This is a genomic window from Nocardioides sambongensis (assembly GCF_006494815.1).
GTDB classification, from domain to species: domain Bacteria; phylum Actinomycetota; class Actinomycetes; order Propionibacteriales; family Nocardioidaceae; genus Nocardioides; species Nocardioides sambongensis.
In genome coordinates, this window is the sequence record NZ_CP041091.1 from 2,068,821 (window position 1) to 2,093,431 (window position 24,611).

Below are 24,611 nucleotides of genomic sequence, written 5' to 3' on the forward strand. Positions count from 1 at the left end.
GGGCGGTCTGTAGCATTAGTGAGGTGAAGCCACCCTCCCCGCTCTGGCCGGTCCTGCTGACCGAGCCGCCGGCGCTGGACCTGGTCAACACCCGGATGTTCTTCGACGACACCTGGGTCGACCTGCTCGACCACCCGGACGAACGCGCCACGTGGCTGGCCGCGCACGCCGAGCGACTGGACATCGAGGTCACCGAGGCGTCCTTCACCGATGCCGCCGCCGACCGGCTGAGGGCGGTGCGCGACCACGCCGTCGCCATCGTCGAACCCGCTCGGCACGGCAAACGACCGCCGCGGACCGCGCTCTCCGGACTGAACCGGGCGCTGCGCGCCGCGCCCGCCGCCCCGCAGGCACGCTGGGACGGTGACGCCCTCGTCGCGGACAGCCACCGGACCGGGCCGTTCGCCACCCTGCTGGCGGCCTCGTTCGCCCAGGCGACGATCGACCTGGTCACCACCCCGGACATCCGGAAGGTGCGCCTCTGCGACGCACCCGCCTGCGTGATGCTCTTCCTCCCCCGCAACCCCAACCGGCGGTGGTGCATGCCGAGCATCTGCGGCAACCGGACACGGGTCGCCCGCTACTACCTGCGTCACAAGGCCGACGCACCCGACACCACCCGATAGACCGCTCCCCGGCGACGCGGCCGGGCGGACCTCACGGCGTGGTGGCGGCTCGCAGGGCCGAACGCTCCCGGCCGAGGAAGTCCCGCACCAGGGGCGCGTCCGGCCGCACACCGTCGGCACCGTGGTACATCCCGGGCACCACGTCGAGGGTCACCGGCACACCGGCCGCACGCAGCCGCTCGGCGTAGGCCACACACTCGCCGTGGAAGAGGTCGGCGTCGCCCACGCCGATCCAGGCCGCCGGCAGACCGGCGAGGTCGTCCATCCGACCCGGCGCCGCATAGCGCGGCGGGGGCGGGGGAACGGGTCCGTGTCGCCGCGACGCCCCAGGTAGCACTCCCAGGCGTAGCGGTTGGAGCGGGCCGACCAGACGTAGTGCCGTCCCCGCCGCGCCGGCCGCGTCCGGTCGTCCAGCATCGGGTAGCGCAGCGCCTGGAAGCAGATCCGGTGCTCGCCGCGGTCCCGGACCAACTGGCACAGCGCGGCCGCCAGGCCGGCCCCGGCGCTGGCACCGGCCACCGCGATCCGGTCCGGGTCGACGCCGAGGCCGGCGCTGCGTCGTACCAGGTCGTCGAGGGCGGCGTAGGCGTCCTCCAGGCCCGCCGGGAACGGGTGCTCCGGGGCGAGCCGGTAGTCGACCGCCACCACGACCGCGTCGAGTCGACCCGCCAGGTCCTGCACGAAGCCGCGATCCGCCTCGGCGCTGCCGGCGACGTGGCCACCCCCGTGAAACCAGAGCACCGCGCCCGACGGGGTGGCACGACCCGGTGGCACCACCTCGACGTGCTCGCCGGTGCCACCGACCGCGGTGCGGCGGCGCAGCAGCTGCAGTGTGCGCGGGCCGGAGAGGTCGAACGGCGTCAGCAGCCACGGCGACCGCAGCTGGGTGGGGGTGCGCCGATAGGCGGCCAGGATCTGCGGTGCCACCCGAGGCATCCGCGTCACCCGAGTCGTCCTGAGGCGCCGGCGACCAGCGCGAGGTCGCGCGGCCACCAGGTCGGGAGCAGCGCGACGTAGCGGCGGAGGAACTCCTCGACCGAGAGCCGCTCGCCCTGCACCCAGTCGGCCAGCAGGCCGACGGTGCCGTCGGCGATGAACCGTTCGGCCGCGCGAGCCACCTCGACCGGGTCCTGGCCGGGCACGTCCACCTGCGCCCGGACCCCGGCGACCTCACGGAGGATCCTGCTGGACTCACGGAAGTGCTCGGAGAGCATCTCGTGGAGGCCGTAGGCGGGCTCGTCGGCACTCAGACCCGCGCGGTAGACCGCGGCGTGGCGCGCCACGTGCTCGACCACGCCCCGGGTCACCCTGGTCACCGACCTGGCGACCTCGTCGGGGCCGTCCCCGACGGCCGGCAGACCACTGCGCAGCTCATCGAGCTCCTCGGCCAACGCGGCCCGCACCAGCTCACCGGGGGCGGCGGCGTGCTCGTGCGCCGTCGTCCGGTGCACTCCGGCGGTGGCGGCGATCGCGGTCATGGTGAGCCCGCCGGGCGGCCTGCTGCCGGCGAGCTCCAGCGCGGCCCGGTGCAGCCGGTCCCGGCTGCGACGTCGACGTGCGTCCATCCCACCACCCTCTCCGCCGGAATGTTATCCGACATCTGATGGTTAGATAGATAACCGACATTTGTCGGATAGAACCATCCGGTTCCGCACCGCAGCGGAGCCGAGAACGGAGGAGAACCATGGCCACCTACGACGTCGCGGACCGGTCCGCGATCATCACCGGCGCCGGCTCGGGGATCGGCGAGTCGATCGCCCGCCTGCTCGCCGCCAACGGTGCCGCCGTCCTGATCGCCGACATCGACCCCGCGGCCGCCCAGCGCGTCTCCGCCGAGATCGTCGACGACGGCGGCCGCGCCGCCCCCTTCGTCGGTGACGTCGGCGACCCGGCCGTGGCCGAGGCGATGGTCGCGGCCGCCGAAGAGCTCGCGCCCCTGCGGATCGCGGTCAACAACGCCGGGATCGGCGGCGCGGACGCCCCGGTCGCCGAGTATCCGCTGGAGAGCTGGTCGAAGGTCATCGAGATCAACCTCAACGGCGTCTTCTACGGCATGCGCGCCCAGATCCCCGCGATCGAGGGGAACGGGGGCGGCGCGGTCGTCAACGTGGCCTCGGTGCTCGGCTCGGTGGGCATCGCCGGCTCCTCGGCCTACGTCACCGCCAAGCACGGCCTCCTCGGCCTGACCAAGAACGCCGCGCTGGAGCACAGCGCGGCGGGCGTGCGGGTGACCGCTGTCGGTCCCGGGTTCATCAGCACCCCGCTGCTCGAGGCGAACCTCGACGCCGACACCCAGCAGGCACTGGCCGACAAGCACGCCACCGGACGCCTCGGCACCAGCGAGGAGGTGGCCGCGCTGGTGGCCTTCCTCGCCTCCGACGCCGCGACCTTCATCACCGGCAGCTACCACCTGGTCGACGGCGGGTACGCCGCGTCCTGATCCGGTCGGTCCCCGACCGCGACGAAGGGCAGACCCCGCCGGGCGGGGTCTGCCCTTCGTGCTGCGCCGGACGGGACCGTCAGCCGCGCTGACCCAGCGCGTCGGTGAGCAGCGCCACCAGGGCCTCGGTCTGGACGTCGATCGAGGTCTCCACCGTCTCGCCGGCACCGTCCAGGGCACGCGCGGCCAGACCGGCCTTGCGGTCGATCAGCTCGGCGATCCGAGTGTCCAGCGTCTGGGTCGCGATCACCCGCCACGCGGTCACCGGCTCGGTCTGACCGATCCGGTGCACCCGGTCGATCGCCTGGGTCTGCTCGGCGTCGGTCCAGGAGAGCTCGGCGAGCACCAGGTTGGAGGCCACCTGGAGGTTCAGGCCGACCCCCGCGGCCGTCAGCGAGCAGACCACCACGGAGACGTCGGGGTCGTTCACGAAGGAGTCGATCTCCTTCTGACGCACCGTGGAGCTCTGGTCGCCGCGCACCGACGCGTAGCGGATGCCGCGCTGCGCGAACGTCTCGGCAGCCGCGTCCATCACGTCGATGTGCTTGGCGAAGAAGACCACCTTGCCGACGTTGCGCGCCAGCTGCGCGGTGTAGTCCGCCGCGAGCCCCGCCTTGGCCTGGCCGATCCGGCGGAGCATCTCGAAGACGTTCTCGCCGGTCTTGGCGGCGTTGTCCTCGCGCTCCCAGGTGGCGACCTGACGGACCAGGTCGTGGTCGATCCCCTCGACCACCGAGCCCTGGCGCCGGGTGGCCAGCGCCACGTCGTACCGCTCCACCATCCGGCGGGCCAGCTCGGCCTCGGCCTTGCGGATCGAGCGACCGGCCTCACCCTCGAGCTCGACCGGGAGGTCGGCGACACGGCGGGCCGGGATGTCTGCGGCCACGTCGATCTTGCGACGTCGCACGATGCCCTGGTCGACCACGATCCGGCGCGCCGCGGGATAGAAGCCGGCGTCGGCCGGGGTCAGTCCGGTCTCCTCCAGCGCCGCCATCAGGGGCCCGAGCGGGACCTTCTCGTCGATCCAGCCGAGGAACTGCCAGATCGCGCGGAAGTCCTCGATGTCGTTGATCAGCGGGGTGCCGGTGAGCGCCATCATCAGCGGGTTGACGGTGCGGGTCCGAATCCGGTCCGCGATCTCCAGCACGTGCTGGGAGCGCTGCGAGGTCTTGTTCTTGATGTAGTGCGCCTCGTCCACGATCATTCCGCGGAAGCCGTGCCGGCCGAGCCACCCGATGTGGCGGTCCAGGATCTCGTAGTTCACCACGAAGACATCGGCGAACCCGTCGACGTCCTCGCCGTCACCGTGGACCACGGTCACGTTGCGCCGGGGCGTCCAGAGCGCGACCTCGCGCGCCCAGTTGGTCTTCACCACGTTCGGCACGGCGACCAGCAGCGGAAACGCGTCAGCGGCCTCGGCGGCCAGCAACGCCTGCGCGGTCTTGCCCAGGCCGGGCTCGTCGGCCAGCAGGAAGGTGCGGTGGCCGGCGCTCGCCGACGCCACCAGCTGCGCCTGGTGGTGCATCAGCTCGCGGCCGGACGCGGTGTAGAGCGACGTCGGCTCGGGCAGCTCCATCACCGCGGCCGACCCCTCCGGGGCCCGCTCGAAGGACCGGAACAGCGGCTCGAGCAGCTCCCAGCCGGCCAGGCGCTGAGGCCGGACGGGCGCGCGGGCACCGTCGAAGTCCGGCACCAGGAACGGGCTGGCCAGCTGCCGCGCGGCCACGGACGTCGGGACCACACGGCGGGCGGACGAGGCGATGGTGGCCTCGTCCGGCACCGGCTCGGGTTCCTCCTCGGCGACCTCGATCCCGGCCTTCGCCAACAGCTCGCGACGCAGGTGCTTGGCGTCGTCGGAGATCTCGGCGTCCTCGCCGAGCAGCGTGAACAGGGTGGAGTCCCGCGCAGCGGTCTGGGCGAGGATCGTGGCGATGCCGTCGAGCCGCTTGAGCTCCTCGCCGCGACGGGAGTCCGAGAGCGACGGGTCGGACTTGACCCTGGTGCGCTCCTCGCGCACCAGGAGGGCGACGACCTGGAACTTGGTCCGCACCGAGAGCACCGTGGACCGGCGCTGGACGGCCGACTCGACCTCGCGCACGACCCGCGCGAGGACCGGGATGATCCCCTCTTCGTTGCGGTGCTTCTGCCCCGACTTGTTGGCGTTGCCGCCTCGGCTGCGCCGCTGCTGCGACGAGCGCTGGCCTCCTCGAGCCACAGGTGTCCTTCCTGAGGCGGCCCGACCCGATGACGTCGTACGACGTCGCGGCGGGTCCGCCAGACGTGCTGGATCATTCGACCCTTGCGATTGCCGCTGCGTGCTGCAGCGCCTGCTGGTCCGGCGAGGGCTGGTCCTCAGCGAGCGGCGTGCCGCGATCTTAGCAGTGTCGTGCGCAGATCGCGTGTTCTGCGGACAGCGCGCCGCGGCGAGAACCTGCGGCCGGCACGAGTGGGTCAGTCGGCGCGAGTGGGCCGGGTGAGCCGGGTCGTCGCCGGCGGCAGTCCCCACTCGTCGCGGCCGAGCCGGGACATCGGTCGCAACAGGTCGAAGCGCGGGTGATCTCCGTCGAGCACCTCGCTGTCCACCCCGATCGCCACGACGTCGCCGAGCACCAGCGTCGACTCCCCCAGCGGCACCGTGGAGTGCAGCCGGCACTCGATGGACGCCGGCGAGGCGGCCACCCGCGGCGGTGCCACCCGCTCGGAGAGCACGGTCTCGATGCCGAGCACGTCCGCCTCCCCCACCTCCGGCGGATACGGCGCGGAGCTGGCATTGATCAGCTCGGTCTGCGCCTCGGAGGCGAAGTTGACCACGAACTCCCCGGTCGCCGTCACGTTGCGCAACGTGTCCTTGTGGCCGACCGAGGTGAACTGCACGATCGGCGGACGCGCCGAGGCGACCGTGAAGAACGAGTGCGGCGCCAGGTTGAGCACGCCGTCGGCGGACAGCGAGGTGACCCAGGCGATCGGACGGGGCACGACCAGGGCGGTCAACAGCCGGTAGGCGTTCACCCCTGCATCGGCGGGGTCGAAGACGGTGCGGACGCTCACCGGGCCAGCATAGGAGGCGCCCGCGGCTCAGGTTCGTCGGTGGTATCTGCGGTCGCCGTTGGCCAGTCGGGTGGTGGTGGAGGCGGGGTCGTGTTCGCGGTGGTGGTGGAAGTTGCAGAGGAGTAGGCCGTCGGCGAGGTCGGTGCGGCCGCCTTTCGACCAGGGGTCCAGATGGTGGGCTTCGCACCAGCGTGCGGGGATGGTGCAGCCTTCGGCGCGGCACGTCTTGTCGCGCAGGCCGAGGGCGGTGCGTTGCGCGGCGGTGAACAACCGCCGCGCCCGCCCGAGGTCGAGGACTTCGGACTTGCCGCCGAGGACGGCGGGCAGGATCTTGGCGGTGCACGCCAACCTGCGGGCGTGGTCTGCGCTGATCCGCAGCTCCCCACCGTTGTCGTGACCGGGGTCGAGCAGGCCAGCGGTGCCGAGGTGGTGGGTGAGTTGGTCGTGGTCGATCGTCACGATCACCGTGGTCGCATCCCCACCATGCACCGGCAGCTTCGCGGGGTCGAGGTGCTCCAACAACGCCCCGAACGCCAGACCCCGGGCCCGGTGCTGCGGCAACCGCTCCGCATCCGGATTCCCTCCCGCGCCCGCGTGGTGCTGGCGCGGCGACGTGAACGCATCCAGATACGTCGCCAACCGGGCAGCAATCGGGTCGGGCACCAGGGCGGTGATCCGAGTCAGACCCTCACCCATCGGCCGCATCCGCAGGCTGGTCTTCGCGTGCGCGGCGGCCTCCAACGCCGCGAGGCGCTTCGCGTCCTCCTCCTCGGCGATCTCCGGTGCGACGACGTCGAGGACCCGCTCGGCCAGCATCCGCAGATGCCTTGGCCCGTACCCACCCTCGGGTGCGTCCTCACGCTCCCCGGTCCCCAACCCGACCAGATGCACCTCGGCCCGGGTCCGAGCCTCATCGTCGATCCGCGCCGGCAGGGCGTCCAGCCCGGTGGTGATCACCCTGGCCTGCTCCAGACTCAACGCTCCGCGGGCCATCGCCACCCCCACCCGCGGCCAAGACTCGTCGATCGAGGTGGCGACCTTCGACTCCGCACGCAACCGGCCGGGGTCGGCGCCGGTCCGCAACGCCACCCACCCCGCGACATCTCTCGCCCCATGCGCGTCCGCGATGTCGGCCGAGCCAGCCAGGACCCGCATCCGCAGCTCCACCACCTGCGCCTCCAACGCGACCAGCCCGGTCAACAGCGCTTCACGTTCGGGCATGGTGAGGAACCCGGGCTGACGCTCCGCGACCTCACCCAGCGCGTCCCGGCACACCGCGACCGCCTCGCCCAGCGGGGTGCGGGTGCCGGTCAGCGACATCGGGAGAACCTTCCGAGACAGGTGCAGCAGATGCCCCGATTCTACGTGATCTCGAACACCAGTTCGACCCCTGCCGAGAGGTTTGTGGAACCGTTCTTGCAGGTCAGAGCCTGTTTTCCACAGATCGTCCGCAGCTCCTGGCCCGTTCTGGGACTTGTGTGCCGCGTGGGCACTGACCGAGCGAACAGCCCGGGTGGAACCAGCCGGGACGAGCCAGCAGCGGTGGCCGGTCGCTTCGATACGACCGGTGGTGAGCCTCGGCCTGGACTCAGTCCCGTTCCAGCACGAAGAAGTAGGGCTCCGGATGCGTCCGCAGGTCCATCACGCCGAGCAGCGTGTCGTCGTCGACCCGTCGGAAGGTGTCGATGATGGGCAGGTGGTCGTAGACCATCGCCGCGGTCACCACCCCTCGGTGGTGCACCTCGCGGAGTCGCGCACGGTGCCGGCGGGTGCGCAGCACCGGCCGGAGCAGGTCGATCGCAGGACGCGCCCTGGCCACCGCCGACGTCGGCACCCGGCCCGCGAGACCCATCGGCGCCCACCGCGGGTCGACCGGCACGATCCCGCCCGCCGTCGCGAAGAGGAGCGGGTGGACGTGGTCCACGTCGTCGAACTGCTTGCCGTACCACCCGGTGGCCTCGAGCAGGCCGTCCATCGGGTGCCCGGTGGCCAGCTCGCGGCCGCGCCAACGGCCGCCCAGCTCGACAGCACGCAGTCCGGGCAGCCGGTCGAAGAGCGTCCACGCCTGCTCGCGGGTGCAGGCGTCGCCGAGGCCGGCGAGGTGCTCGGTGGGGGTCATCGGTCTCCTCCGGAGGTCAGACGGGTGTGATCGGCAGACGCAGGGCGCCGGGCGCCGAGGCGGGGACGACCGGGTGGCGCGGCGCGACCGGGTCGATCCGGCGGTAGGGGTCGCCCAACGGCGGGCGCGGGTCCCGCTCCCCCTTGTTGGGCCACAGTGCCATCGCCCGCTCGGCCTGGGCGGTGATGGTCAGCGACGGGTTGACGCCCAGGTTCGCGGTGACCGCGCTGCCGTCGGCGACGTGCAGACCGGGATGGCCGAAGACGCGCTGATAAGGGTCGATCACGCCGTGCTCGGCGGACTCACCGATGGTGCAGCCGCCGATGTAGTGCGCGGTCGCCGGGATGTTGAAGACGTCGGTGACCACCCCGCCGGCCACGCCGTCGACCTTCTCCTCCCAGCGTCGGGCGATGTCGTGGGCGACCGGGATCCAGTCCGGGTTGGGCGCCCCGTCACCGTGCCGGGTCAACAGCCGGCCGCGGCGCCGGAACGAGGTCAGCGAGTTGTCCAGGGACTGCATCACCAGCAGGATCACCGAACGCTCCGAGGCCCGGTAGGCGTTCTGGGAGCGCAGGAATCGCAGCGGGTGCGCGAGGATCGCCAGGAGGAAGCGCAGGAACCGGAAGGCGCCGCCGTCGACGATCGGCACGCTCTGCAGGAACATCGCGTTGTGGCCCTTGCCGTAGCCGACCACCTCGACGTGGGTCTGCGGCTCGGGATGGATCGAGGAGCTGATCGCCACGCCCTGCGAGAAGTCGTCGCGCTCGCGGGCGGTCACCCCGATCACCGCCTCGGAGTTGCTCCGGGTCAGGTGTCCGAGCCGCGCCGACAGGCCGGGCAGCGAGCCGTCCTCGCGCAGCGCGTGCAGCAGTCGCTGCGTGCCCAGCGCGGCCGCCGCGAAGACGACCTGCCGTGCGGTGAAGGTGCGGCGCCGGCGGCGTACCAGGGCGTCCGGACGCTCGGTGTGCACCCGGTAGCCGCCGCGGCCGTCCGGCTGCACCGAGGTCACCGAGGTCAGCTCGTGCACCTCGGCGCCGTTGCTCTCGGCGAGATGGAGGTAGTTGGTGGTCATCGTGTTCTTCGCGTTGTGCTTGCAGCCGGTCATGCACTCGGCACAGTGGATGCACCCGCGGCGCCTCGGGCCGGCGCCGCCGAAGTAGGGGTCGTCCACCTCCTCGCCCTCCGCGCCCTCGTTGAAGAAGACGCCGACGTCGGTGCGGTGGAAGGTGTCCGCGACCCCGAGGTCCTCGGCGATCTCGAGCAGTACGTCGTCCTTGGGCCCCGTCCGCGGGTTGGTGGTGACGCCGAGCATCCGCCGCGCCTGGTCGTAGTACGGGGCGAGCTCGCTGCGCCAGTCGGTGATGTGCCCCCAGGCCGGGTCGGTGTAGAACTCCGGGAGCGGCTCGTAGAGCGTGTTGCCGTAGACCAGCGAGCCGCCGCCGACCCCGACGCCGCTGAACACCACGCACTTGCCGAGCACGCTGATCCGCTGCGGCCCGGTCATCCCCAGCCGGGGAGCCCAGACCGACTTGCGGAGGTTCCAGTTGGTGCGCGGCAGGTTGGTCGCGTCCCACCGCCGGCCGGCCTCCAGCACGCCGACGGTGTAGCCCTTCTCGGTCAGCCGCAGGGCGGTGACGCTGCCACCGAAGCCGGACCCGATCACCAGGACGTCGTAGTCGTAGTCGTGCTCGGAAGTGCTCATCGGGAGACCGCCTCGTAGTCGCGTGCGTCGAACCTGGCCTGCTGGCGGTACTGCGCCCCCAGCAGCGGCCAGTTGGTGGTGATCCGCCCGGTGCCACCGACCCGGTACCAGGAGTCGCAACGGGTCCACACGCTGTCGGCCAGCTGGCGCTGGATCCGTGCGTCGTGCCTCCGCGCGACGTCGCTGCGCACGTCGAGCGGCGCGCCGCGTCGTACCGTCTCGTCGACGAGGTCGGCCAGGTAGCGCGCCTGGACCTCCAGGAAGTACACGATCGACCCGCCGCCGGTGTTGGTGTTGGGGCCGTACATGATGTGCAGCCCGGGGAACCCGGGCACCGTCATCCCGAAGTACGCGTGCGCGCCGTCCGCCCACTCCTGGTGCAGGTCGCGGCCGTCGCGGCCGGTGATCCGCAGCGGGACCAGGAACTCGGTCGCCTTGAACCCGGTCCCCCAGATGAGTACGTCGACCTCGTGCTGGCGCTCCTGGCCGTCCTCCCCGGTGACGACGACGCCGGTCGGCGTGATCCGGGTGATCGGGTCGGTGACCACGTCCACGTGCGGCCGCGCGAGGGCGGGGACGTAGTCGTTGGAGAAGAGCACCCGCTTGCAGCCCATCGGGTAGTCCGGCCAGATCCGGTCCAGCAGGCCCGGCGCCGAGCGAGCCCCCCACCGCATGTGCAGGCGCGAGCAGAGGGTGAGTACCAGCGCGACGAGCCGGGAGTACACCCAGGCGACGGAGAGCAGCTCGACCATCCCGTACCAGGCGCCGCGCTCGGCCCGTTGGGTCAGCGGCAGCCGCTCGAAGACCCGGTGGTGAAGCCGGGAGAACGCCCGGTCCGGTCGGAGCAGGAGGTAGGGCGCCGAGCGCTGGAAGACCGCCATGTGCCCGACCCGGTCCACGATCGCCGGCACGAACTGGACCGCGCTGGCGCCGGTGCCGACCACGGCGACCCGGCGCCCCGACAGGTCCACGTCGTGGCGCCACTGCGCGGAGTGGAACGAGGGCCCGGCGAACTCCTCACGACCGGGGAGGGCCGGGAAGGCGGGCCGGGAGAGCTGACCGACCGCGGAGACCAGCACATCGGCCTCGATCTCCTCGCCGTCGGCGAGCACGATCCGCCAGATCCGGTCGTCCTCGTCGTAGCGGGCCGCCACCACCTCGGCACCGAACCGGATCCGGCGGCGCACGTCGTACTCCTCGGCGACGGTGCGCAGGTAGTCCAGGATCGCCGGCTGCCGGGAGAACCGGTGCGGCCAGCGCGGGTTGGGCCGGAAGGAGTAGGAGTAGAACGGCGACGGGACGTCGCAGGCGGCGCCGGGGTAGGTGTTCTCCCGCCACACCCCGCCGACCTCGTCGGCCCGCTCCAGCAGGACCAGATCGTCGTGGCCGCGTCGCAGCAGCTCGACCGCGGCCGCGAGTCCACCGAACCCGGCTCCGATCACGACCACCCGCGGGCTCCCGGTCACGTGCACCTCCGCACAAGCAATTGTCTGAACAAACCGTCGATACGTACGGTTTGTAGCGTGACGCAGGTCTCGCTCTCCCGTCAAGGCCGCGACCGAGACACCTGGATTGACCAACATCCCGGCACTTCGTACGGTTGGCGAGTGAGCGAGGCAGCCGACCACCCCGCGCCGCGCCGCCGGAGGACCCAGGCCGAGCGCAGCACCGCCACCCGCGCCCGGATCCTCACCGCCACCGCCGACTGCCTGCTCGAGCGCGGTCACCAGGCGACCACGATCTCCGAGGTGCAGCAGCGGACCGGCCTGGCGCGCGGCACCATCCAGCACCACTTCCCCACCCGCGCGGACCTGCTCGTCGCCGCCCTCTCCCACCTCGTCGACGTGCGGATCGCGCAGTTCCGCGCGGAGTCCGCGCGGATCTCCCCGGGGGCGGACCGGATGCACGCGGTGGTCGACCTGATCCTGCGGGACCTGACCAGTCCGATCTTCTTCGCCGCCCTGGAGCTGTGGGTGGCCGCCCGCACCGACGCGGACCTGCGCCGCGCGCTGCTGCCCGAGGAGGCCCGCCTCTTCGCGGCGCTGCACAGCCTCTACCGGGAGACCCTCGGCGAGCCCTACGCCTCCGACGAGCGGGTGGAGACGCTGGTCGAGTTCACCGTCGACCTGGTCACCGGCCTGACCATGACCACGATGCTGACCGGCGACGACGGCCGGCGCCAGGCGGTGGCTCGCCGCTGGAAGCGAGCACTCACCATCCTGATCGGCTCCGCACCGGCCTCCGACCTGCTCACCGGCCGGCCGCTCGACCAGCCCGCGTCCACCGACCCGGGGCCGGCCGTGCAGCCCGGGACCCGATCGGGCAGGGTGGACCCGTGAGCGATCGATCCCGGTGGCCAGGTTGGGTCTACTCGACGGGCGAGGAGCCCGACTACCGCTTCAGCTTCGCCAACGAGCGCACGTTCCTGGCCTGGATCCGCACCGCGCTCGCCCTGCTCGCCGCCGCCGTCGCCGTCGACGTGGTGAACCTCGACATCAGTCGCGGGATGCAGGTCGTCCTGGTCACCCTGCTGGCCGTCCTGGGCATGGTCGCGGCCATCGCGTCGTGGGTGCGGTGGGCCCTCTCCGAACGCTCGATCCGGGAGCGGCGACCGCTGCCGTCCTTCGGCTTCGCCGTGCTGGTCGCGATCGGTCTCGTGGTCGCCGGCATCGTCTTCCTCCTCGCCAGCCTCTGATCCGGTCCGACCCGCGCATGGTCACCGACACCGGACTCTCCAACGAGCGCACCGCGCTCGCCTGGCAGCGCACCGCGCTCTCCCTGATGGTGGCCGCAGCGGTGATGGGCCGGCTCACCTTCGGGCGGCTGGGCCTGGTGGCGGTCGGCCCGCTCGGGATCGCCACCGTGCTCTCCGCATGGGTCTTCCTGGAGAGCCGGGGCCGCTACGAGGACGCCACCAGGCGCCGCCTGCGACCGCGTCCGCGCGGCGGGCGGGCGCCGCTCGCCCTCGCCGTCGCCGTCGTGCTGATCGGCGCCACCGAGATCGCGGCCTTCCTCACCGCGACCGAGACCTGAGCCGCGGCCGGTCCGGTCCGCCGGGCGGGGTCAGGAGTCGAATCCGAGCCCGAAGCGGTCCAGCACGCGCAGCCAGAGGTTGCGACGCCCGGTGCGGTCCTCCCGCGCCAGCGACCAACGGGTGACCTGGATGCCGATCCAGGCGAGCGGCTCGGGCGGGAACGGCACCACCCGCTGCCGCACCATCGCGGTCCCGGTCCGCTCCGTGCGCTTACCGGCGAGCAGGTCCAGCAGCACGTCACCGGCGAAGCGCGAGGCGCCCACCCCCAGCCCGGTGAAGCCGGTCGCATACGCCGTGCGGCCGCGGTGCGCGGTGCCGTAGAAGGCACAGAAGCGCGTGGAGGTGTCGATCACGCCAGCCCAGCGGTGGGTGAACCGGACGCCCTCGAGCTGCGGGAAGGTGGCGGCGAAGTGCTCGGCGAGGCGTCGGTAGGTCGCCGGACGGTCCTCGTGGTCGGGATCGATCGAGCGGCCGAAGTGGTAGATCGCGTCGTAGCCGCCCCAGAGGATCCGCCGGTCCGGGGTGATCCGGTAGTAGTGGAACTGGTTGCCCGCGTCGGCGACGCCGAGCGCCGGATCCCAGCCGATCGCGGCCAACTGCTCCTCGGAGAGCGGCTCGGTGGCCAGGACGTAGTCGTAGACCGGCACCACCGACCATCGGGTACGACGCAGCGGCCCCGGGAAGACGTTGGTCGCCAGCGCCACCCGGCGAGCCCGGATCCGCACGCCGTCGCCGGTCTCTGCGAGCACCCCACGCCGCTCCCTGCGCAGCCGCTCGAGCCGGGTCCGCTCGGCGATCCGCACCCCCTGCTCCTCGGCGGCACGGGCGAGCCCCCAGGCCAGCCGCGCCGGGTCGACCACGGCGGTCTCGTCGGGTTCGAAGCGTCCGCCGAGGTAGGTCGGCGAGTCGACCATCTCCCGGACCGCGGCGGCGTCGAGGAATCCCTCGGTCTCCGGCTCCAGCCATCCGACCTGGTGCTCGCTGGTGGCGACGGTCAGCGCGCCGCCGCGGGCGAAGCCGCAGTCGATGTCGTAGCGCGCGACGGTCGCCTCGATGGCGTCCAGGTTCTCCACTCCGAGCCGGTGCAGCTCGTCGTAGTCCGCGGGCCAGCGCGAGCGACCGTTGTCCTCGCCGTGGGTGAGCGATGCCTCGCAGAATCCTCCGTTGCGACCGGTCGCGTGCTCGGCGATGCGATCGGCCTCGATCACCAGGACGGTGGTGCCCGGCGCGCGCTCCACCGCGCGCAGCGCCGTCCACAGCCCGGTGAACCCGGCGCCGACCACCAGCAGGTCGACCTCGGCGTCCTCGGTCAGCGTCGGCCGCGGCGCCGGCCGGTCGGCGGTGTCGAGCCACAGCGAGCCCAGCACCGAGCCCTCCCACGCGCCGTGCGGCCATCCGCGCGAGCCCCTGCGTGCCATCCCTGTCTCCTGCTCCCGCGCGAGGACCGGACGGTCAGCTGCGCGTGCTGCTGGCCGCCGCCCAGGCGACCAGGTCCCGCGCCGGTCCCTCCGGCGGGTGGGCGCCAGCCTTCCACACCGCGTGCAGGCGCCGGGTCAGGTCGAGGCCGGTCACCTCGATCCGCACCAAGCGACCCATCGCCAGGTCCTCACCGACCGCTCGGGCGCCGAGCGCGGCCGGGCCGGCCCCGGCCGAGACCGCGGCGCGCACCGACGCCGTGCTGGACAGCTCCAGCGCGGGGGCGACCTGCGGGCGTCCGGCCAGCGCGCGCTCCAGCACGCTGCGGGTGCCGGAGCCGGCCTCGCGGACCACCAGTGGCGTCGCGGCCAGCGTCTCGATGGTGACCCGGCGCCGCGGACGTCGTACCCACGGGTGGTCGGCGCCCACCACCACGACGAGCTCGTCGGTGCCGACCAGTCGACGGCTGAGGCCACCCGGGGCGTCGGGGCCCTCGACGAAGCCCAGCACCGCCTCGCCGGCCGCCACCATCGCGGCCACCTTGTCGCTGTTGGTGGCGGTCATGGTGACCTCGGTCGGCTGGCGTCCCGAGCGGATCTGCTGGGCCCGCCACCCCACCAGCCACCCCGGCAGCAGGTGCTCGGCGATGGTCAGGCTGGCCGCCACGGCCAGGTGTCCGCGGCGGTCCGAGCGCAACGCGGTGATCCCGGCGTCGAGCTCGTGGGCGGCCTCGAGCACCCGGCCCGCCCACTGCACCACCAGCTCGCCGGTCGGCGTGAGCACCGAGCCGCGCGCGCTCCGGTGCAGCAGCGGCTCGCCCACCAGCGACTCCATGGTCCGCAGCCGGGAGGAGGCCGCCTGCTGGCTGATGCCGAGCTCGGCGGCGGCGGCGCCGAGGCTGCCCAGGCGGGCCACCGTCACCAGCAGCTCCAGCGCCCGGAGCTCGGGAACGTGGGAGCCCAGTGCCATGCCAGCATTGTGGCCCCCACCTTGTCACAAGACAAGTTTGTGACCTGCCAAGGCTGTCCTCGTTCCGCGCACCCCGGTCGCCTCCGGAGACTGGTGCACATGACACTTCGCGTTGCGATCGTGGGTGGCGGCCCGGCCGGCATCTACGCGGCCGACATCCTCACCAAGTCCGAGACTCCGGTCTCGATCGACCTGATCGAGCGGCTCCCCGCGCCGTTCGGCCTGGTCCGCTACGGCGTCGCCCCGGACCACCCCCGGATCAAGGAGATCATCAAGGCGCTGCAGCGGGTGATCGCCAAGCCCGAAGTCCGGTTCCTCGGCAACGTCGAGTTCGGCGTGGACGTCAAGCTCGAGGACCTGCGCGAGTTCTACGACGCGGTGATCGTCGCCACCGGCGCGATGGCCGACCGCGACCTCGGCATCCCCGGCGAGGAGCTCTCCTACGGCGCCGCCGACTTCGTCTCCTGGTACGACGCCCACCCGGACGTGCCGACCACCTGGCCCCTCGACGCGCCCAGTGTCGCGGTGATCGGCGTCGGCAACGTCGCCCTGGACATCGCCCGAGTGCTCGCCAAGACCGGCGAGGAGATGCTCACCACCGACATCCCGCCGCACGTGCACGCCGGCCTGGTCGCCAAGACCACCACCGACGTCCACGTCTTCGCCCGCCGCGGCCCGGCCTACGCGAAGTTCTCCCCGCTGGAGCTGCGCGAGCTCAACCACTCCCCCAACGTCGAGGTGATCGTGCACCCCGAGGGCTTCGACGTGGACGAGCACGGGATGGCACACATCGCCCAGCACAAGTCCCAGAAGATGGTGCTGAACACGCTGGCCAACTGGGTGGGCCGGGACCCGGAGGGCAAGGCGCACCGGATCCACCTGCACTTCGCCGAGGCGCCGACCGAGATCCTCGGCGGCCCCGACGGCGTCACCACGCTGCGCACCGAGCGGACCCACTCCCCGAACGCCGACGGCACCGTCGAGGGCACCGGCGAGATCACCGACTGGGACGTGCAGGCCGTCTACCGTGCGGTCGGCTACCGCAGCAGCGCCCTTCCCGGCCTCCCGTTCGACGAGCGCGCCGCGGTGATCCCCAACGACGGCGGCCGGGTGCTCGACCTGGACGGACGGCCGATCGCCGGCACCTACGTGACCGGCTGGATCAAGCGCGGCCCGGTCGGCCTGATCGGACACACCAAGAGCGACGCGGCCGAGACCGTCGGCCACCTGCTCGCCGAGACCTCGCCGACCGCGACCTCGCGGGAGACCGCCGACGTCGACGCCTACTTCGCCGAGCGCGGGGTGCTGGTCGCCACGCACGACTCCTGGGAGCTGCTGGACCGTCACGAGATCGCGCTCGGCGAGGCGGAGGGCCGGACCCGGGTCAAGGTCGGCGACCGCGCCGAGATGCTGCGGGTCGGCACCCCGGCCGAGTGAGGTGACCCGGCCACGTAGGTTGGCCGGGTGAGCGCAGCACCCTCCTCCGCCGACCAGCCGTCCGCCCCGCCCACCGTCCAGCCCGACACCCAGGCCAACACCCAGCCCGACACCCAGCCGCCGACCCGGCCCACCGACGGCGCCGAGCACGGCACCGTGCTCCTGGTGCCGCCGCTCAGTCCGGCGCTGGCGGCCGCGGTCGAGGCGTCGTACCGGACCGTGCGCTGGCCGGAGCAGGGACGTGACGAGCTGCTCGCCGAGCACGCCGCGGAGATCACCGCGATCGTGTGCACCAACGGCGGCCGGATCCCAGCCGAGCTGATCGAGTCGTTGCCCCGGCTCGGCATCGTCGCCAACCACGGCGTCGGCTACGACAACGTCGACCTGGCGACGGCACTCCCCCGAGGCGTCCAGGTCACCCACACACCGGACGTGCTGGACGACGCGGTCGCCGAGACCGCGCTCGCCCTGCTGCTGGCCGTGCGCCGCCAGGTCGTCGCCGCGGACCGCTTCGTGCGCGCCGGCCGCTGGCCCGACGGTCCCTTCCCGCTGACCGACCAGATCGCCGGCAGCACCGTCGGCATCCTCGGCATGGGTCGGATCGGGCGCGCCGTGGCCACCCGCCTGGAGGCGTTCGGGGCGGCCGTGCGCTACCACAACCGCCGCGAGATCCCGGGCACCCGCTACCCCTACGCCGCCTCGGTGACCGAGCTCGCGGCGGCGGTGGACTCGCTGATCGTGGTGGTGCCCGGCGGCCCGTCCACCGCAGGCCTGGTCGACGCCGAGGTGCTCGAGGCGCTCGGCCCCGAGGGCGTGCTGATCAACATCGCGCGGGGTCGGTGGTCGACGAGGACGCCCTGGTCTCCGCGCTCGAGAGCGGCCGGATCCGAGGGGCCGGACTCGACGTCTACCGCAACGAGCCGCACGTGCCGGCGGCCCTCACCGGCCGCGACGACGTGGTACTGCTCCCCCACGTCGCGTCGGGCACCCGCGTCACCCGGGCCGCGATGGAACGACTCACCCTGGACAACCTGGACGCCTGGATGCAGGGACGGCCGCTGCTCACCCCGATCCCGGAGCTGCGGGACTGACGTCCGACCTCACCCGATGTGCTCGGTGTCCACCTCGCGGCGCTGCCCGAGGTAGGCGGAGAGGGGCGCCGGGAGCTCCGCGGGGCGGTCGCCCCAGTCGTAGACGACCGCGGTCCGCGCGACCAGGTCGTGCAGGGCCCGGTGGTCGCGACGCAGCAGGATCAGCACCAGGCCGATGCCGAACACCGTGCTGACCGGCAGCATCAGCACCCACAGCACCGCCTGCCGACCATGCAGGAAGTCGCCCTCGCGGTCGACCACCTTCAGGCCGACCAGCGCCTGACCGACGGTGCGTCCGGCGATCGCGATGGCGACCATCAGGTAGAGGGCGCCCCAGCCCAGGAGCAGCAGGGTCGCCGGGAGCCCGGTGACGTCGTCGAGGTCGGCGTGGATGAGCACCTGGGAGAGAAAGGCGACCAGGGCGACGCCGAGGGTGTAGGAGCCGACCACGAACCCGATGTCGGCGGCGGCGCCGAGTCCCCTGCTGACCGGTCCGGCGTAGCGGCCGGTCACGGTCGAGCGCGCGGTCACGGGGCCGACCCCGCGGGTCGGACCAGCCGCGCCGGACCCGGATCCTCCAGCGGCTCGCGGCGCAGCAGCCGGTTCACCAGTCCGGCGACCACGGCATCGAGTCCGACGACCTGGCGGCGTGCCACGTCCAGGCTGCGCCCGGCGAGGGTGCCGGTGGTCTCGGCGACGATGTCGGGGATGCCGGCGCGGCGCACCACCGACTCCAGGTCGACGTCGGCGAGCAGCGCCTCGATGTCGGCGCGGGCGAGCAGCCGGTCGACGTCGATCCGGTCCAGCAGGCGGTTCGGGTCGATCCGGTCCAGCAGCCGGTTGGCGTCCACCCGGTCGAGCAGGTGGTTCACGTCGACGTGGTCGAGCAGGGCGTCGACGTCCACGTGGTCCAGGATCACCTCCGGCGGCACCGCGTCCACCACGCGACCGGTCACCGCGCCGACGGCGCGGCCGAGGAAGCCCGGCGGGTTCTCGTTGCTCACGCACCGAGGTTCCCACGGACCGCCGCGTCGCGGGGTGAGCCTCGCCGCCTACCCCTAGGGTGTCCGCCATGGATCACGTGAACCTCGTTGCCGCGATCGGTTCGGCGTTCGTCCTCTTCGAGCTCGTGCTGCGGATCGTCGCACTGGGAGTGATCCCGGGCAACCGCAAGCCGTCGACGGGGATGGCCTGGCTGCTGCTGATCCTGGTGGAGCCGATCCTCGGCTTCATCGTCTTCCTGCTCTTCGGCCGGATCCGCCTCGAGAGCCGCAGGGTCAAGCGTCAGCGCGAGGCGATCGACACCATCCGGGCCCGCGCGGAGGCGCTCCCGCTGACCTTCGACGACAGCACGCTGCCGCCCTCGCACCGCACCGTGTCCGCCCTCAACCGTCGGCTCGGCGCGCTGCCCCTGACCGGCGGCAACGAGGTCCAGCTCTGGCCCGACTACGCCGGCGTGATCCGCGAGATGGCGGCCGAGGTCGATCGGGCGCAGGCCCACGTCCACGTCGAGTTCTACATCACCGCGTGGGACGAGGTGACCGACCCGCTGTTCTCGGCGCTGGTCCGGGCCACCGGCCGCGGCGTCGACGTACGGCTGCTCTTCGACCACCTCGGGTCGCGCGGCATCCCCGGCTACCAGGACATGCTGGCGAAGCTGGAGGAGACCGAGATCCAGTGGCGGCCGATGCTGCCGATCCGCCCGCTCAAGGGCACCTTCCGGCGGCCCGACCTGCGCAACCACCGCAAGATCCTGGTGGTCGACGGCAGCGTGGGCTTCACCGGGTCGCTGAACATGACCGAGCCCGGCTACAACAAGCCCAAGAACCACGCCCTCGGTCGCGAGTGGGTGGAGCTGATGGTCCGCCTCGAGGGTCCCGTGGTGGGCGCGCTGAACGCGGTCTTCGCCTCCGACTGGTACGTCGAGACCGGCGAGGTGGTCGACCTGGTGCCGGTCCTGGGCGAGCCCGATGCCCGCGACGACGAGATCTTCGACGTGCCGTGCCAGGTGGTGCCGAGCGGGCCGGGCATCGTCGCCGAGAACAACCTGCGGATGTTCACCTCGCTGATCTATGCCGCCACCGAGCGGATCTCGCTCACCTCGCCCTACTTCGTGCCCGACGAGTCCCTGCTCTACGCGGTCACCACCGCGGCCCAGCGCGGGGTGCAGGTCGAGCTCTTCGTCAGCGAGGTCTCCGACCAGTTCATGGTCGGGCACGCCCAGGCCTCCTACTACCGAGCGCTGCTCGAGGCGGGGGTCCGGATCTACCTCTACCCGGCGCCGTTCGTGCTGCACGCCAAGCACTTCACCGTGGACGACGACATGGCCGTGGTGGGCTCCAGCAACATGGACATGCGCTCCTTCGCCCTCAACTACGAGGTCACCCTGATGATGCCGGACCGCAACGTCGTCGCCCAGATGCGGGCCGTGGAGGACAACTACCGGGCGCTGTCGAAGGAGCTCACCCTCGACGAGTGGGACGGCCGCCCCGCCCGCACCCGGTACGTCGACAACGTGATGCGGCTGACCGCTGCCCTGCAGTGAGGCCGGCCCCCGGCGCCCTCGCGGCCCGGGAGCCGCACGACGCAGTCAGGAGCCGTAGACCAGGTCGGCGTAGTCGGGGTGCCGCTCGATCCAGGACTTGATGAACGGGCACAGCGGCATCACGGCCCGGTCCCCCGCCGACCGGACGTCGTCCAGCGCGGCGCGGGCCAGAGCGCCACCGACGCCCTTGCCCTCGTACGCCGGATCGACCTCGGTGTGGGTGAAGACGATCAGGTCCTTGGCCAGCTGGTACTCGGCGAACCCGGCCAGCTCCCCGCCCAGGTGAGCCTCGTAGCGGGAGCGCTCGGGGGCGTGGGTGACCTCGGGGTGGCGTCGCTCATCCGGCCGCCCCCTCGGCTTCAGGCTCCTCCGGTGGCTGGTTGCGCGGGTCGAGCGGCGCTCCGATCAGCCCGGAGACCCAGCGCGCGTTGGGATCCACGTCCACGAAGAGCGTCTTGACCAGCAGCGTCAGCGGGACCGCCAGCACCGCGCCCAGCGGGCCGAGGATCCAGGCCCAGACCACCAGCGAGAGGAAGGTGATGCTGGCCGAGATACCGACCGCGTCACCGACCAGCTTGGGCTGGATGATCGATTGGATCACCACGTTGATCACGCAGTAGGCGGCGATCACCCCGAGCATCAGGCCGGGGCCGCCCTCGAGCAGGGCCAGCACGGCCGGCGGGATCAACCCGAGGATGAAGCCGATGTTGGGGATGTAGTTGGTGATGAACGCGAGCAGGCCCCACAGCAGCGCGGCCGGGACGCCCATCGCCCAGAGCACCGTCGTGTCGATCACCGCCACGACCAGGCCGAACGCGGTCGAGACCACCAGGTAGCGGCGAGTGCCCTTGGCGAAGGACTCCATCGCGTCGGTGAACGCGGTCCGGTCGGGCCGCACCCGCTCCAGGTGCCGCACGAACGGGTCGGCGTCGAGGCAGATGAACAGCACCAGTGCGATCACGAAGCCGATGTTGGTGGCCAGGGAGAGGATCGCGCCCAGGATGGAGCCGATCACGCTGCCCACCTTGGAGAGGTCGAAGTCGCTGAGCATGGTGGCGACCTGGGTGTCGCCGACCCCGAACTTGTTCAGCAGGTCCTGCACGTCGGCCAGCACGCGGCCGAGCTCGGCCTGGTACTCGGGCACCAGGGCGGCGAAGCGGGCCAGGGCGATGACCAGCGAGCCGCAGAGCGCGAGCAGTCCCACGTAGACGACGACCAGCGCCAGGATGGTGCCGGCCCAGCGTGGCAGGCCGCGACGGGTGGCCCAGGTGCGCAGCGGGTCAGCGGCAACGGCCAGCATGAGGGCCAGGAAGACCGGCCCGATGATCCCGGAGACGGCCTTGACGCCGGCGACGGTCACCACCGCGGCGGCCATGCCGACCAGGATGATCACGCCGCGTGGCAGGGCTGTGGTCACCGGGGTGGGGGTGGGTTGGCTCATGCCTGCTCCTTCGGGGGCTCAGCGGGAGACGGGGTGGGGCTGTCGGTGGGCGTGGTGCTCGGGCGCGCGCTCGCGGCCTGCGCGGCGGTCTCCGAGCGCGCGGTGTGCGCCTCGTTCATCCGGCTGCGGATGACGCTCGCCAGCAGCGATCCGCCGGCGGCGACGAAGACCAGGTCGAAGGCCATCTGCAGGGACACCATCGCCCGGGCGGTCTGACCGACGGCATGGACGTCGCCCAGTCCGACCGTGGTCAGCACCTGCAGGGTGAAGTAGAGCGAGTCGGTGCGGGTCTCCAGGTCGGCCATCTGGCCGGGGCGGACCGTCTCCAGCGCGAAGTAGCCGTAGGCGAAGACGGCGACCACCAGCAGTGCCAGGGTGACCAGCAGCGGGAGTCGGACCTCGCTGTCGGTGAACCAGTGCCGGCGCAGCTGACCGACGATCGCGCCGGTGAGCAACCCGACGCCGACCAGGGTCACGGCCGCGGGTCCGATCAGGTTGGTCCCGGTGAACTCGACCGGGGCCGCGTAGTAGGCGACCAGCACCCCGACCAGGCTGATCAGGACCCGGATCCAGGGCATCCGCGAGGGCTGGGGATCGATCTCGGACGTCGCCTGCGACTCGCTCAACCCGCTTCCTCCTGTCTCCGCGCACCGCCGCGCAGCGTGGTGCGGTGGCCCAACTGTTCCAGCATCGCGACCAGGATGTGGTGCAGGGCCGCTGCTCCGTCGATCGGCGCGTCGCCGATCGACGCCGACAGCGCCCTCGGCGCCACCAGCACGCCGCGGTCCTGCCAGCCGCCCAGACCGCCGTGCGATCCGGCCAGGTCCTCGAACGCGATGACCTCCCGGGTGCTCGGATCGTAGCCACCGATCAGGTAGAGGTCGGGGGCGGCCGGCCCGGCGAGCGCCTCGCGCAGCACCCGCCGCGCATGGGCCGGGTACGACGCCAACGGATCCACCCCCGTCACCTCCCCGGTGTCCAGGGAGATCCGCCCTTCCGCACCGATGCCCCAGGGCGTGCCGTCCGGCCCGAGGCCGGCGACCAGCCCGATCCCCGGGTGCTCGGCGAGCCCGGGCACCAGCTCGGGCCAGCGCTCGCCGAGTTCGGCCAGGTCGAGACGGTCCGGGCCGCCCGCGTAGAGCAGCCCGAGGCTGCCGGAGCCGAGCACCACCGGCTCACCGAGGTGCTCGGGCCGGTCCGGCGCCTCGGCCGCGGCGGGATCGAGGATGCCGGTGCGCCGGTTGATCCGGCGCGCGACCCGGCCCGCGGCCAACCCGGTGAACGAGTCCGTCCCGGCCGCCTCGTCGGCGAGTCCGGCCACCCGGCCCAAGCCCTCGACCGCCTCGCCCTCCCAGCTCGCCCGCTCGTGCATCAGGCTGCGGCACACGGCGCCCGCGTCCTCGCCGTACAGGTGGCGGAAGGGGGTGCCGAGCGACTGGCCGTGGTCGGAGAGGAGCACGATCTCGTAGTCGCGGGGCGCCGCCGCGGCGATCTGCTCGAGCATCGCCACCACCTCGTCGAGCTCGGTGAGCACGGCGAGCGCCTCCAACCGCATCGGGCCGGCGTGGTGGGCGACCTCGTCGTAGTCGACGAAGTCGACGTAGACCGAGCGCCGGCCCGATCGGAGCTCGGCGGCGACGGCGGCCAGGTTGACGTCGCGGAGCAGGCCGTTGGTGGCGGCCCGCAGCCCGGTGAACATCCACGGGCGCTCGACCCGCGGGCGGACATCGCGTGCCACTTGGCGTCGGGACTGGAAGCGCTCCCGGCTGATCTCGACCGCCACCCGCCCGATGCTGCGCGCCAGGCCGTCCGGGTGGACCACGAAGCGGGCCAGTGCGCGGCGGGTGGCGAAGCGGCCGCGGCCGATCTGGACCCGGCTGAAGACCATCGCGCAGTGGTCGGCGTCGCCGGAGAAGAGGTTCGAGATCGAGGCGCCGTCGTCGGCGAGCAGCCCACGGCCGTCGGAGACCCTCTCCTCGATGATCCGGGCGTCCCCGGCTCGGTTCGCCACCAGCACCCGGCCGAGCTCGCGGTCGTACCAGCGGAAGGCCGGCACCCCCTCGGAGGTGCCGTGCAGGATGCCCAGCTGGCTGGCCGGGGTGGTGCAGGGCAGCTGCACGGTCCACTCGCGGACCAGGTGGGTCTCCCCGACCAGTCGCCGCACGGTGGGCATCAGCCCGGCCTCCAGCGCCCACTGCAGGGTCGGCGCCGGCACGCCGTCGAGCTGGACGAAGAGGATCCCGGTCAACCCGTCGGGCACGGTGGGCGGTGCCCCCGGCCGACGGCCCTTGCGGCCGATCAGCGTGGACACCATCGACTCGGCGGTGCCGGCGGTGAACAACCACCCGAAGAGCGTCCCGACCAGCGCCGAGGTCCACGCCGCGGCGACGGAGGTGGCGAACGACGCGACGGTGATCCCCGGCACCAGCCACAGCGCGGCCTGCATCACCACGCCCTGGCCGATCAGTGCGATGACCAGGACGCCGACCCAGCCGACCGCGGCGCCGACCCAGATCAGTGCGGGACGCAGCAGCGCGCCGACCACACCGGCCGCGACGGCTGCCGCCGCCCATGCCCAGAGGCTGGTCGCGCTCAGTCCCGGAAGCAGCGCGGCGGCCACGCCGAGCGCGGTCGCGCTGGAGCCCCAGGTGAGGAGCATCCGCACCAGGTCGCCCCAGCGCCAGCGGCCACGCCGCGCCGGTGCTCCGTTGCTGTTCACGCTGACACCTTCTCGCACTCCGGG

Annotated in this window: 24 protein-coding genes and 1 pseudogene; 8 read left to right on the plus strand and 17 right to left on the minus strand. The window is 72.5% G+C overall.

What is annotated here, in order from left to right:
* The first annotated feature begins 23 nt into the window (after nucleotides 1–23).
* Nucleotides 24–626, plus strand: coding sequence for a CGNR zinc finger domain-containing protein (locus FIV43_RS09675; RefSeq protein WP_141013963.1), 603 nt, complete (start codon nucleotides 24–26; stop codon nucleotides 624–626).
* Nucleotides 627–657: 31 nt separating this feature from the next.
* Here FIV43_RS09675 and FIV43_RS22290 read toward each other — a convergent pair whose 3' ends face one another.
* The 3 genes from FIV43_RS22290 to FIV43_RS09685 are packed head-to-tail and all read right to left on the minus strand — an operon-like array spanning nucleotide 658 to nucleotide 2,191.
* Nucleotides 658–852 (minus strand): alpha/beta hydrolase fold domain-containing protein, encoded by a 195-nt coding sequence (locus tag FIV43_RS22290; RefSeq protein WP_231123893.1) that lies wholly within the window; start codon nucleotides 850–852, stop codon nucleotides 658–660.
* Nucleotides 777–1,553: an alpha/beta hydrolase fold domain-containing protein gene (locus FIV43_RS09680; RefSeq protein WP_196781026.1), complete on the minus strand. Its 777-nt coding sequence runs from the start codon at nucleotides 1,551–1,553 to the stop codon at nucleotides 777–779. Before FIV43_RS09680 ends, FIV43_RS22290 begins: the two co-directional genes overlap by 76 nt.
* Nucleotides 1,554–1,567: 14 nt before the next feature.
* Nucleotides 1,568–2,191 (minus strand): TetR/AcrR family transcriptional regulator, encoded by a 624-nt coding sequence (locus tag FIV43_RS09685; RefSeq protein ID WP_141013964.1) that lies wholly within the window; start codon nucleotides 2,189–2,191, stop codon nucleotides 1,568–1,570.
* 119 nt (nucleotides 2,192–2,310) lie between these two features.
* On the opposite strand from FIV43_RS09685, the gene FIV43_RS09690 reads away from it, so the two are divergent.
* On the plus strand, nucleotides 2,311–3,066 hold the full coding sequence (locus FIV43_RS09690; RefSeq protein ID WP_141013965.1) for an SDR family NAD(P)-dependent oxidoreductase: 756 nt from the start codon (nucleotides 2,311–2,313) through the stop codon (nucleotides 3,064–3,066).
* A 79-nt stretch (nucleotides 3,067–3,145) separates the two neighbouring features.
* Here the strand turns inward: FIV43_RS09690 and FIV43_RS09695 are convergent, their stop codons facing one another.
* The 6 genes from FIV43_RS09695 to FIV43_RS09720 all read right to left on the minus strand — a co-directional run bounded on the left by FIV43_RS09695 (nucleotide 3,146) and on the right by FIV43_RS09720 (nucleotide 11,401).
* Complete coding sequence (locus tag FIV43_RS09695; RefSeq protein WP_141013966.1) at nucleotides 3,146–5,281, minus strand: DEAD/DEAH box helicase; 2,136 nt, start codon at nucleotides 5,279–5,281, stop codon at nucleotides 3,146–3,148.
* 236 nt (nucleotides 5,282–5,517) lie between these two features.
* Complete coding sequence (locus FIV43_RS09700; protein WP_196781027.1) at nucleotides 5,518–6,114, minus strand: flavin reductase family protein; 597 nt, start codon at nucleotides 6,112–6,114, stop codon at nucleotides 5,518–5,520.
* Nucleotides 6,115–6,141: 27 nt separating this feature from the next.
* A complete protein-coding gene (locus tag FIV43_RS09705; RefSeq protein ID WP_141013967.1) occupies nucleotides 6,142–7,434 on the minus strand; it encodes an HNH endonuclease signature motif containing protein in 1,293 nt (430 codons plus the stop codon).
* A gap of 268 nt (nucleotides 7,435–7,702) precedes the next feature.
* A complete protein-coding gene (locus FIV43_RS09710) occupies nucleotides 7,703–8,233 on the minus strand; it encodes a DUF4334 domain-containing protein (protein ID WP_141013968.1) in 531 nt (176 codons plus the stop codon).
* A 16-nt stretch (nucleotides 8,234–8,249) separates the two neighbouring features.
* On the minus strand, nucleotides 8,250–9,935 hold the full coding sequence (locus FIV43_RS09715; protein ID WP_141013969.1) for a GMC oxidoreductase: 1,686 nt from the start codon (nucleotides 9,933–9,935) through the stop codon (nucleotides 8,250–8,252).
* A complete protein-coding gene (locus tag FIV43_RS09720) occupies nucleotides 9,932–11,401 on the minus strand; it encodes a flavin-containing monooxygenase (RefSeq protein WP_231123894.1) in 1,470 nt (489 codons plus the stop codon). Before FIV43_RS09720 ends, FIV43_RS09715 begins: the two co-directional genes overlap by 4 nt.
* Before the next feature lie 141 nt (nucleotides 11,402–11,542).
* Between FIV43_RS09720 and FIV43_RS09725 the strand changes: the two genes are divergently transcribed.
* Genes FIV43_RS09725 through FIV43_RS09735 form a run of 3 tightly spaced genes read left to right on the plus strand, consistent with a single transcriptional unit; the run spans nucleotide 11,543 to nucleotide 12,968 of the window.
* Nucleotides 11,543–12,274, plus strand: a complete 732-nt coding sequence (locus tag FIV43_RS09725) for a TetR/AcrR family transcriptional regulator (protein ID WP_141013971.1) — start codon at nucleotides 11,543–11,545, stop codon at nucleotides 12,272–12,274.
* Nucleotides 12,271–12,630 (plus strand): YidH family protein, encoded by a 360-nt coding sequence (locus tag FIV43_RS09730; protein ID WP_141013972.1) that lies wholly within the window; start codon nucleotides 12,271–12,273, stop codon nucleotides 12,628–12,630. The genes FIV43_RS09725 and FIV43_RS09730 overlap by 4 nt, the downstream gene beginning before the upstream one ends.
* A gap of 17 nt (nucleotides 12,631–12,647) precedes the next feature.
* A complete protein-coding gene (locus FIV43_RS09735; protein WP_141013973.1) occupies nucleotides 12,648–12,968 on the plus strand; it encodes a DUF202 domain-containing protein in 321 nt (106 codons plus the stop codon).
* Between the two features lie 30 nt (nucleotides 12,969–12,998).
* Here FIV43_RS09735 and FIV43_RS09740 read toward each other — a convergent pair whose 3' ends face one another.
* On the minus strand, nucleotides 12,999–14,387 hold the full coding sequence (locus FIV43_RS09740; RefSeq protein ID WP_141013974.1) for an NAD(P)/FAD-dependent oxidoreductase: 1,389 nt from the start codon (nucleotides 14,385–14,387) through the stop codon (nucleotides 12,999–13,001).
* 34 nt (nucleotides 14,388–14,421) lie between these two features.
* Nucleotides 14,422–15,354 (minus strand): LysR family transcriptional regulator, encoded by a 933-nt coding sequence (locus FIV43_RS09745; RefSeq protein WP_141013975.1) that lies wholly within the window; start codon nucleotides 15,352–15,354, stop codon nucleotides 14,422–14,424.
* A gap of 99 nt (nucleotides 15,355–15,453) precedes the next feature.
* Between FIV43_RS09745 and FIV43_RS09750 the strand changes: the two genes are divergently transcribed.
* Both FIV43_RS09750 and FIV43_RS09755 read left to right on the plus strand, forming a co-directional pair.
* On the plus strand, nucleotides 15,454–16,791 hold the full coding sequence (locus FIV43_RS09750; RefSeq protein ID WP_141013976.1) for an FAD-dependent oxidoreductase: 1,338 nt from the start codon (nucleotides 15,454–15,456) through the stop codon (nucleotides 16,789–16,791).
* Between the two features lie 219 nt (nucleotides 16,792–17,010).
* Nucleotides 17,011–17,882: pseudogene (locus FIV43_RS09755) on the plus strand (2-hydroxyacid dehydrogenase).
* 9 nt (nucleotides 17,883–17,891) lie between these two features.
* Here the strand turns inward: FIV43_RS09755 and FIV43_RS20950 are convergent.
* A complete protein-coding gene (locus FIV43_RS20950) occupies nucleotides 17,892–18,413 on the minus strand; it encodes an RDD family protein (RefSeq protein ID WP_181407743.1) in 522 nt (173 codons plus the stop codon).
* Nucleotides 18,410–18,886 (minus strand): hypothetical protein, encoded by a 477-nt coding sequence (locus FIV43_RS20955; protein WP_181407744.1) that lies wholly within the window; start codon nucleotides 18,884–18,886, stop codon nucleotides 18,410–18,412. The genes FIV43_RS20950 and FIV43_RS20955 overlap by 4 nt, the downstream gene beginning before the upstream one ends.
* A gap of 68 nt (nucleotides 18,887–18,954) precedes the next feature.
* Between FIV43_RS20955 and cls the strand changes: the two genes are divergently transcribed.
* Nucleotides 18,955–20,427, plus strand: a complete 1,473-nt coding sequence (cls, locus tag FIV43_RS09765) for a cardiolipin synthase (protein ID WP_141013978.1) — start codon at nucleotides 18,955–18,957, stop codon at nucleotides 20,425–20,427.
* Between the two features lie 45 nt (nucleotides 20,428–20,472).
* Here the strand turns inward: cls and FIV43_RS09770 are convergent, their stop codons facing one another.
* From FIV43_RS09770 to FIV43_RS09785, 4 genes are read right to left on the minus strand one after another with little or no spacing between them, the layout of a single operon-like run.
* Nucleotides 20,473–20,790 (minus strand): GNAT family N-acetyltransferase, encoded by a 318-nt coding sequence (locus FIV43_RS09770; protein WP_141015855.1) that lies wholly within the window; start codon nucleotides 20,788–20,790, stop codon nucleotides 20,473–20,475.
* Nucleotides 20,765–21,868: an AI-2E family transporter gene (locus FIV43_RS09775; RefSeq protein WP_141013979.1), complete on the minus strand. Its 1,104-nt coding sequence runs from the start codon at nucleotides 21,866–21,868 to the stop codon at nucleotides 20,765–20,767. Before FIV43_RS09775 ends, FIV43_RS09770 begins: the two co-directional genes overlap by 26 nt.
* Complete coding sequence (locus tag FIV43_RS09780; protein WP_196781028.1) at nucleotides 21,865–22,494, minus strand: potassium channel family protein; 630 nt, start codon at nucleotides 22,492–22,494, stop codon at nucleotides 21,865–21,867. The genes FIV43_RS09775 and FIV43_RS09780 overlap by 4 nt, the downstream gene beginning before the upstream one ends.
* Nucleotides 22,491–24,587: a phage holin family protein gene (locus FIV43_RS09785; RefSeq protein ID WP_141013980.1), complete on the minus strand. Its 2,097-nt coding sequence runs from the start codon at nucleotides 24,585–24,587 to the stop codon at nucleotides 22,491–22,493. The genes FIV43_RS09780 and FIV43_RS09785 overlap by 4 nt, the downstream gene beginning before the upstream one ends.
* Nucleotides 24,588–24,611 lie beyond the last annotated feature (24 nt).

What these genes read in the sequence shown, in the direction of transcription:
- FIV43_RS09685 (WP_141013964.1), bottom strand. Translation starts at nt 2,191, where the DNA reads ATGGACGCACGTCGACGTCGCAGCCGGGACCGGCTGCACCGGGCCGCG.
- FIV43_RS09690 (WP_141013965.1), top strand. Translation starts at nt 2,311, where the DNA reads ATGGCCACCTACGACGTCGCGGACCGGTCCGCGATCATCACCGGCGCC.
- FIV43_RS09705 (WP_141013967.1), bottom strand. Translation starts at nt 7,434, where the DNA reads ATGTCGCTGACCGGCACCCGCACCCCGCTGGGCGAGGCGGTCGCGGTG.
- FIV43_RS09710 (WP_141013968.1), bottom strand. Translation starts at nt 8,233, where the DNA reads ATGACCCCCACCGAGCACCTCGCCGGCCTCGGCGACGCCTGCACCCGC.
- FIV43_RS09715 (WP_141013969.1), bottom strand. Translation starts at nt 9,935, where the DNA reads ATGAGCACTTCCGAGCACGACTACGACTACGACGTCCTGGTGATCGGG.
- FIV43_RS09735 (WP_141013973.1), top strand. Translation starts at nt 12,648, where the DNA reads ATGGTCACCGACACCGGACTCTCCAACGAGCGCACCGCGCTCGCCTGG.
- FIV43_RS09740 (WP_141013974.1), bottom strand. Translation starts at nt 14,387, where the DNA reads ATGGCACGCAGGGGCTCGCGCGGATGGCCGCACGGCGCGTGGGAGGGC.
- FIV43_RS09745 (WP_141013975.1), bottom strand. Translation starts at nt 15,354, where the DNA reads ATGGCACTGGGCTCCCACGTTCCCGAGCTCCGGGCGCTGGAGCTGCTG.
- FIV43_RS09750 (WP_141013976.1), top strand. Translation starts at nt 15,454, where the DNA reads ATGACACTTCGCGTTGCGATCGTGGGTGGCGGCCCGGCCGGCATCTAC.
- cls (WP_141013978.1), top strand. Translation starts at nt 18,955, where the DNA reads ATGGATCACGTGAACCTCGTTGCCGCGATCGGTTCGGCGTTCGTCCTC.
- FIV43_RS09775 (WP_141013979.1), bottom strand. Translation starts at nt 21,868, where the DNA reads ATGAGCCAACCCACCCCCACCCCGGTGACCACAGCCCTGCCACGCGGC.